Source organism: Phreatobacter sp. (assembly GCF_030691135.1).
GTDB lineage: Bacteria > Pseudomonadota > Alphaproteobacteria > Rhizobiales > Phreatobacteraceae > Phreatobacter.
In genome coordinates this window covers 45,628-53,576 of sequence record NZ_JAUYFA010000076.1, presented here as the reverse complement: position 1 = coordinate 53,576, position 7,949 = coordinate 45,628, and the positions used below count along the sequence as shown (strand labels likewise).

The 7,949-nt window shown below is 70.4% G+C and carries 6 protein-coding genes; 2 read left to right on the top strand and 4 right to left on the bottom strand.

Features of this window, described 5'->3' with window-relative positions; translation table 11 throughout:
- Positions 1-2,519, bottom strand: a 2,519-nt coding sequence (locus tag Q8O26_RS13975; RefSeq protein WP_305576598.1) for a pseudouridine synthase, incomplete at its 3' end; no start/stop codon positions are given.
- A 143-nt stretch (positions 2,520-2,662) separates the two neighbouring features.
- Here Q8O26_RS13975 and Q8O26_RS13970 point away from each other — a divergent pair.
- The gene (locus Q8O26_RS13970) at positions 2,663-3,091 is read left to right on the top strand and encodes a nucleoside deaminase (RefSeq protein ID WP_305576596.1); all 429 of its coding nucleotides are present in this window, start codon (positions 2,663-2,665) and stop codon (positions 3,089-3,091) included.
- A gap of 3 nt (positions 3,092-3,094) precedes the next feature.
- On the opposite strand, the gene Q8O26_RS13965 is transcribed toward Q8O26_RS13970, so the two are convergent.
- The 3 genes from Q8O26_RS13965 to Q8O26_RS13955 all read right to left on the bottom strand — a co-directional run bounded on the left by Q8O26_RS13965 (position 3,095) and on the right by Q8O26_RS13955 (position 6,946).
- On the bottom strand, positions 3,095-4,795 hold the full coding sequence (locus tag Q8O26_RS13965; protein WP_305576594.1) for an iron ABC transporter permease: 1,701 nt from the start codon (positions 4,793-4,795) through the stop codon (positions 3,095-3,097).
- A 9-nt stretch (positions 4,796-4,804) separates the two neighbouring features.
- Positions 4,805-5,839 (bottom strand): Fe(3+) ABC transporter substrate-binding protein, encoded by a 1,035-nt coding sequence (locus Q8O26_RS13960; RefSeq protein ID WP_305576592.1) that lies wholly within the window; start codon positions 5,837-5,839, stop codon positions 4,805-4,807.
- Positions 5,840-6,130: 291 nt separating this feature from the next.
- Positions 6,131-6,946, bottom strand: a complete 816-nt coding sequence (locus tag Q8O26_RS13955; protein ID WP_305576590.1) for a 3'(2'),5'-bisphosphate nucleotidase CysQ — start codon at positions 6,944-6,946, stop codon at positions 6,131-6,133.
- A 157-nt stretch (positions 6,947-7,103) separates the two neighbouring features.
- Between Q8O26_RS13955 and Q8O26_RS13950 the strand changes: the two genes are divergently transcribed.
- Complete coding sequence (locus Q8O26_RS13950; protein WP_305576588.1) at positions 7,104-7,880, top strand: extensin family protein; 777 nt, start codon at positions 7,104-7,106, stop codon at positions 7,878-7,880.
- Positions 7,881-7,949: the final 69 nt, after the last annotated feature.

The window sequence follows — 7,949 nt, the reverse complement described above, 5'->3', positions numbered from 1 at the left end:
GCGTCGCCGTCACGGTCGCGGAACGGGCGGTCGCCACGCGGCTTGAACTCGCCGCGCGGTTTGAAGTCACCACGCGGAGCGTCGCCGTCACGATCCCGGAACGGCCGGTCACCACGCGGCTTGAACTCGCCGCGCGGCTTGAACTCGCCACGCGGGGCATCGCCGTCCCGATCCCGGAACGGGCGCTCTCCGCGGGGCTTGAACTCTCCGCGGGGCTTGAACTCGCCGCGCGGGGCATCGCCGTCACGGTCGCGGAACGGGCGGTCGCCACGCGGCTGGAACTCGCCACGGGGCTTGAACTCGCCACGCGGCTTGAACTCGCCGCGGGGTTTGAAGTCACCGCGCGGCGCGTCGCCGTCGCGGCTGCGGAACGGACGATCGCCGGCATCCTCGGCCTGGCGGGCCTGGCGGTTGTCGAAACGCTCCTGCCGCGCGGCGGCCGGTTCGTCGCCGCCCATCTTCTCGACGCGGACGCGTCGGCCACGCGAATCGGTCACCGGCGCACCGCGCTTGAAGTCGCGCGCGCCGTCCTCCTCGGCCGTCCGGGTGCCCTTGAAGGCCGGGCGCGCCTTGTTGCGCGGTCCGAAATCGGTCGCCTCGCCGTCGCGCCAGACGCGCGGACGGTTGCCGAACCGGTGCTCCGGGGTCTTGGACGCGCCCCTGTCGCCCTCGTCGCGGTCGCGGCCGGAACGGGCGGGACGCTCGTCGCGGTCGCCGAACCGGGCGGGACGCTCGCTGCGGACCGGGCGTTCGCCGCGCGGCTCGAAGCGGGCCGGGCGGGCGTCGCGGTCGGGGCGTGCTTCGGGACGGCCCTTGCGGGCGGAGCGGTCGTCGCGGGCGCCCACCATCTCGAAGACCGGTCGGTCGAATTCGACGCCGGCGAGTTCCGACAGCTCGTCGCCGAGCTGGTCGCGAAGCACGCGGGTCCTGATCTCGTCGACCTCGCCCTCGGGCAGCTCGCCGAGCTGGAAGGGGCCGAAGGAGACGCGGATGAGGCGGTTCACGTCGAGACCGATGGCACCGAGGACGTTCTTCACCTCGCGGTTCTTGCCCTCGCGCAGCGACAGGGTGAGCCAACTGTTGGCGCCCTGCACGCGGTCGAGTTCCGCCTCGATCGGCCCGTATTCGATGCCGTCCACTTCGATGCCCTGGCGCAGGCGGTCGAGCGTGGCCTGATCGACGCTGCCATGGGCGCGCACCCGGTAGCGCCGCAGCCAGCCCGTGGCGGGCAGCGCGAGGACGCGGGCGAGGCCGCCGTCATTGGTCAGCAGCAGGAGGCCCTCGGTGTTGATGTCGAGGCGTCCCACGGTCACCACCCGCGGCAGGTCGTCAGGCAGGCGGTCGAAGATGGTCGGGCGCCCCTCCGGGTCGCTGTTGGTGGTCACCAGGCCGGCGGGCTTGTGGTAGAGCCACAGCCGCGTGCGCTCGCGCTCGGGCAGCTTTTCGCCGTCGACCAGCACCACGTCGCGCTCGGTGACGTTCATGGCCGGCGAGGTCAGCACCTTGCCGTTGACGCTGACGCGCCCCGCCTCGATCCACTCCTCGGCCTCGCGACGCGAGCACAGGCCGGCGCGGGCGAGCACCCGGGCAATCCGTTCCTCGCCGCGATTGACCGGCTCGAACGAGCGGTCGCGCTCGCGCGGCACGGTGTTGCGGTCACGCTGGCCGCGGTCCTCGCTGAACGTGCGCTGCGGACGGTCGTCGCGCGACCGCTCGCCGCGCGGCTTCTTCTCGATCCCCGCCTCGCGGGCGAGAGCCTTCACCACCGGATCCTCGTCGATGTCCTCGAGAAAGGCCGGCGCGTCGTCGGAGAGGTCGAGGTCGAGATCGATGGGATCGTAGCTCTCCTCGCGCGGCGTCTTGGCCTTGCGGGCGGCCTTGCCGGCCTTGGCCGGCTTCGCGGCGGCCGGCTCGGCTTCCATCACGGACGCGACGGCGGCGGGCTCCACCGGAGCGGCCGCAGCGATCTCGGCGGTCTCGGCCTTCGGCGCCTTGGCCTTGGTCGTTTTTGCGGCCACCGTCTTGGCGGTCGCCGTCTTGGCGGTCGCCGTCTTGGCCTTGGGCGCCTCGGCGGGCTTTGCTGCCGCCGGCGCCGCCGGGATCGTCACGGATGCCTCTTTCACGGTGACCTTGGCCTTCTTGACCGTTTCCTTCGTCACCTTGGCCTTCTTCGCCTCGGGCGTCGACGCCTTGGCGGCCGTCACGGCAGGAGCCGCTTCGACTGCCGGCTTGGCGGTTTTCGCTGCCACGGCCTTGGTCTTCGCCGACTTGGCGGCGGCAACGGTCACGGCCTCGGCGGCCTTCGCCGGCATGGCCTTCGAGGTCTTCGCAACCTTCGGCGCCGTCGCCTTGGCAGCGGGGACCTTCACGGATGCTGCTGCATCCAGCGCGCCTGCCGCGGCCTTGACGGCCTTCTTGGCGGATGCGGGCTTGGTCTCGGCGGTCTTCGGGGAGGCTTTCGAATCAGTTTTCCGCGTCCGGCCGGGGGCCGGACGGTCATCGTCGCGCTTGCGGGGCATGGGGTTCTCGTGAGATCGGGTTGTCGCGGCGCCATCCGGCGTGCGCGGCCGGGTGCCCCGGCAGGAACGCGGGCCTTTAGCACGAACGGTGCGAAATGGCGAGAGCCGGTGATTCGCAGCAGCCAGAAGCGGCCCCGACCCCCATGGCGGAGGCCCTCGATGAGGCCCGCGCGGCGGCCGCCCGCGGCGAGGTGCCGGTCGGTGCGGTCATCGTCCGCGACGGTGTCGTGATCGCCCGGGCCGGCAATCGCACGCTCGCCGACCGCGACCCGACCGCCCATGCCGAGATCCTGGCGATCCGCCTCGCCTGTACGGCGCTCGGCTCCGAGCGGCTGCCCGGCTGCGACCTCTACGTGACGCTGGAACCCTGCCCGATGTGCGCCGCCGCGATCTCCTTCGCGCGCATCCGCCGGCTCTATTTCGGCGCTGCCGATATCAAGGGCGGCGCCGTCGAGAACGGCGTCCGGCTCTATGGCAGCCCGTCGTGCCATCACCGCCCGGAGGTCTATGGGGGATTGAGCGAGACCGCCGCGGCCGACCTGCTGCGCGACTTCTTCCGCGACCGCCGCTGAATCTCAGGCGCCCGGCCGCGAGCCGAGGCGGGTGTCGCGCGCGATCATGCGCGTCAGGATGATGACCGGCACGATGCCGATGGCGACGATCACCAGCGCGCCCGTCGAGGCCTGGGCGAGGCGTTCGTCCGAGGCGAGATTGTAGACGCGGACGGCCAGCGTATCGAAGTTGAACGGCCTGACGATGATCGTCGCCGGCAGTTCCTTCAGCACGTCGACGAAGACGAGCAGCGCGGCCGTCAGCAGCGAGCGCCGCAGCATCGGCGCATGGATCGCCGCGGCCACCTTGGCGGCACTGGCGCCGAGGGTGCGCGCCGCCGCGTCGAGGGAGGCCGGAATCTGATGCAGCCCGGATTCGACCGGGCCCGCCGCGACGGCGAGGAAGCGGACGAGGTAGGCATAGAGAAGAGCGACGGCCGAGCCGGAGAACACCAGCCCGGTTCCCCAACCGAACGTCGCCTGCGACCAGCCGTCGAGGGCCGCGTCGAGCCCGCCGAGCGCGGTGAGGATCCCGACGGCGATGACCGTGCCGGGCACGGCATAGCCGATGCTGGCGACGCGGATCACGGTGCTGGTCATCGGGCCTGGCGCGATCCGTCCGGCATAGGCGACCATGGTCGCGGCGGTCACGACGATGAGGGCTGCGGCTCCGGCGAGGACGAAGGAGTTCTGCGCATAGGCGAGGAAGCGGGGGTTGAGCAGCGAGTCGCCGTCCACGACATGAAGGCGCAGCAGCGCTGCGATCGGCAGGATGAAACCGAGCAGTACCGGCAGGGCGCAGGCGGCGAGGGCGGCCAGCGCGGCGCGCGGTCTCAACTGCAGCGGCGCGATGCTGCGATGGCGCCGGCCGCCGGCGCCGAAGCGGCGGCCGCGGCGCGCCACGAACTCGACAGCCACCAGCAGCAGGACGAAACCGAGAAGACCCGTGGCGAGCTGGCCGGCGGCAACGCGGTCGCCGAGGCCGAACCAGGTCCGGTAGATCGTTGTCGTGAAGGTCGTGACGCCGAAATATTGCACCGTGCCGAAATCGGCGAGGGCCTCCATCAGCGCCAGCGCGACGCCGGCGGCTATGGCCGGCCGGGCCATCGGCAGTCCGACGCGCAGGAAAGCCGACAGGGGGCTCGCCCCCAGCGTCCGGGCCGCCTCAAGCACGCAGGTCGACTGGTCGAGGAAGGCGGAGCGGGCGAGAAGATAGACGTAAGGGTAGAGCACCAGGGTCAGCATCAGACTGACGCCCGGCAGGTTGTGGATGTCCGGGAACCAGTAGTCGCTGCGCGACCACCCGAACATCGCCCTGAGGCCGCTCTGGATGGGCCCTGCGAAGGCCATGGCGTCGGTATAGGCATAGCCGATGATGTAGGCGGGAACGGCGAGCGGCAGCAGAAGCATCCATTCCAGCGCCCGCGACCCTGGAAACCGGCACAGCGTCACCAGCCAGGCGGTACCGACACCGATCACCGCTGTGCCGAGCCCGACCAACAGCATCAGCCCCAGCGTGTTCAGGACGATCTCGGCGAGAACGGTCTCGGCCAGGTGGGCGATGGCGCCGCCACTCGGCAGCACGACGCTGAAGGCGACCGCCAGGATCGGCGTCATCACGACGGCGGCGAGAACCAGCGCCACGGCCAGCAACGCACGACGCCCGGCCATGAAGGCCGGGCGCGGGTCGGTCACGGAAGGCGGGCCGATAAGGGCGTCAGTCAAGTCAAGTCGTCACTTCCAGCCGGCGCGATCCATGATCTTCAGGGCTTCGGCATTGTTACGGGCGAACACGCGGGCATTCAGAGGATCCGCCTTGAAGGTGCCCCAGGCGGCGACCTGCGGCGGCGGCTCGACGCCGGCCACGACCGGGTATTCCGAATTGCCCCAGGCGAAATAGCGCTGTGCGGCGGGTGTCGACAAGTACTCGAGGAAAGCTTTTGCAGCGTCGAGGTTCTTGGCGTGACGGGCGATGCCGGCCGCCGAGACGTTGAGATGGGTACCGCGATCGCCCTGGTTGGGGAAGACCAGGCGCAGCTTCTCCACGACCGCCTTGTCCTCCGGCTTCTCGGAAATCGCCAGGCGGCCGAAATAATAGGTGTTGGAGATGGCGATGTCGCCTTCGCCGGCGGCAGCCGCCCGGATCTGATCCGTGTCGCCGCCGCGCGGCGGCCTGGCGAGGTTGGCGACCACGCCCTTGGCCCAGGCTTCGGTCTTCTCAGGCCCATGGGCGGCGAGCATCGCGCCCGCCAGGGACTGGCTGTAGATGTTGGTCGAGGAGCGCGTCAGCACCTTCCCCTTCCACTTCGGATCGGCGAGGTCCTCGTAGGTGCGGATCGCACCTTCCGCGACCTTGTCCTTGGCGACGAAGAGCACGCGTGCCCGGGTCGAGAAGGAATACCAGTTGCCATCGGGATCGCGGAGGTTTGCCGGGATCCGGCTCGCCAGCGGCTCGGAGGCGAAGGGCTGCAGCAGGCCGAGGGCGGATGCCCGTTCGATGCGACCCGCGTCGACGGTGATCAGCACGTCGGCGGGCGAATTGGCGCCTTCGCTCTGCATGCGGGCGAGCAGCTGGTCGGCGCCCGCCTCGACGCGGTTGATGGCGAAGCCGGTCTGCCGGGTGAAGTCGGTGTAGAGCGCCTCATCGGTGTCGTAGTGCCGCGACGAATAGAGGTTGAGCGTGCGCGTCTGGGCGCGCAGCAGGGCCGGGCTGGCGATGAGAAGGGCGGCGCCACCGAGAAGGGCGCGACGGGTCGGCGAGATGATCATCGGGGGGTCTCCAGCGGGCTGCCGTCGATCGGACGGGTTCCAGAACGGCACGCGGTCGGCGTGAAATTCACTGTCCACTATCCTATCGCGCAGCCAATCCACGACAAGCCGCGGCCAAAAGATTGGAATGACTCCAAGGAATTGTTTGGAACGGCTCCAGTCTTTTCCAATTGTTGATTGATTCAGTCAGGTTGTCAGCCAGACCCCGGCCACTTCGCCCCGCGGAATGGCCGTCATTGCCGTTTCCAGCGCGATCACAAGACTGCGACCGAAACGCGCAGCCTGCCCAAATCAACGCCGCCCGGCGGCCGCATAGGCGGCACTGCAGGCGATGAAGTGATCGGTGCGGAACTGCCGGTCGGCCCGCCCATAGACCAGCGGGCTGCCGTCGGGGCGGGTCATCTCGCCCCCCGCCGCCGCCAGCACGGCATGGGCCGCGGCGATGTCCCATTCGGTGATGGAGGCGAAGCGGGCGCTGACATCCGCCTCGCCCTCGGCGATGAGCGTGTATTTCAGCGAGGATCCCACCGGGCGCTGATCGGCGATGCCGCGCTCGGCATAGTAGGCGCTCGTCGCCGCATCGGCATGGGACCGGCTGACCAGCGCCACCGGGCCGCCGGCGGGCAGCGGCCGCGTGCGGATGTCGCGGCGACCCGTCGCGGCCTCGATGGGTGCGCCGGGCGGCAGGTCCATCGCCTCGGCCCGGCCACCGGCCCCGATCCACAGTCGCGACAGCGCCGGCGCGAAGACGATGCCCGCCACCGGCCGCCCGGCTGTGACCAGCCCGATATTCACGGTGAACTCGCCGTTCTTCTGGATGAACTCCCGCGTGCCGTCGAGCGGGTCGACGGCGACGAGCGTCCCCTCGCAGACCGGCCAATGGCCGGCGGCGGCGGCCTCCTCGGCGAGGACGGGAACGCCGGGCAGCAGGCGGGCGAGGCCGGCGAGGATGACCGCCTCGGCCGCCGTGTCGGCCGCCGTCACCGGCGAGCCGTCGCCCTTGATCGTCGCGGCGCCGCCGTAATGGGCCATGATCTCGGCGCCGGCCCGGCTTGCCAGGGTGCCGAGCGCGTCGAGCAGCCGCGCGTCCTGAAAGGTCGTGTCCATGACGCCTGACTAGGCGATGCGCCGCCGCGAAGGAAGTGTCTCGTCCGGCGACACCGGCGCAACGCTTTCTTCACCGCCTTTCTTGGCAGGCTGTTCACCCGGCTGGGCGATGATGAACGCAGCGTTAGGGACATTCCCCGCATTTTCGGAAAAGCCGATGAGTGTTGCGTTCGGCACACAGCGCCCGGGCCGCCGGGCCTTCAAATGGTTCGCCATTGCCGTCGTCGCGATGACGATGGCGGCCTGCGGTCGCTATGCCTATGAGCGGCGCGAGCAGTGGCGCTCGGACCTCGAGAGCCGCTGCATGGCCTCGGGGGCCGTGCAGATGTCGCGCTATGTCCAGCGCTCCACCACGATCAACGGCCCGGGCACCTGCGGGATGGACTACCCGCTGCGCGTCGCCGCCCAGGCGCGCGGGCAGGTCGCCTATGACCGGCCGCAGACGCTCGCCTGCCAGATGGTGCCGACGGTCGACCGCTGGATCGACAATGTCGTGCAGCCGGCGGCCCAGCGCTGGTTCGGCGCCGCTGTGGTCGAGGTCAAGGCCGGCTCCTATGCCTGTCGCGGCGTCCGTGGCGGACGGTCTGGCCGCATGTCGGAGCACGCCTTCGGCAATGCCCTCGACGTCTTCGCCTTCATCCTCAGCAGCGGCCACACCGTGGTGATCCGCCAGCACTGGCGCGGCGAAACCGCCGAAGCGGGATTCCTGCGCGAGGTTTTCGTGCGGGCCTGCGACCACTTCACCACGGTCCTCGGGCCCGGCGCCGACGCCTTCCATTACGACCATTTCCATCTCGACCTCGCCCGTCACGACCCGCGCTGGACGCGCCGCGTCTGCCGGCCGCGGCCCGAGACGGTGCAGATGCTGCAGCCCGCCGCGCCCTCCGGCGCCTTCGGTCTCGGCATCAGCCAGCGCGGGATGCTGACACGCTGAGGCCTGATCGGCCGCGGCAGCCTTTCGAACCCCTGTCGCATCCCCTACATTCAGGCCTGCCGCCTTCGC

Excerpts from the sequence above, each read along its gene's own strand:
- Q8O26_RS13970 (WP_305576596.1), top strand. The coding sequence starts at position 2,663 with ATGGCGGAGGCCCTCGATGAGGCCCGCGCGGCGGCCGCCCGCGGCGAG.
- Q8O26_RS13960 (WP_305576592.1), bottom strand. The coding sequence starts at position 5,839 with ATGATCATCTCGCCGACCCGTCGCGCCCTTCTCGGTGGCGCCGCCCTT.
- Q8O26_RS13955 (WP_305576590.1), bottom strand. The coding sequence starts at position 6,946 with ATGGACACGACCTTTCAGGACGCGCGGCTGCTCGACGCGCTCGGCACC.
- Q8O26_RS13950 (WP_305576588.1), top strand. The coding sequence starts at position 7,104 with ATGAGTGTTGCGTTCGGCACACAGCGCCCGGGCCGCCGGGCCTTCAAA.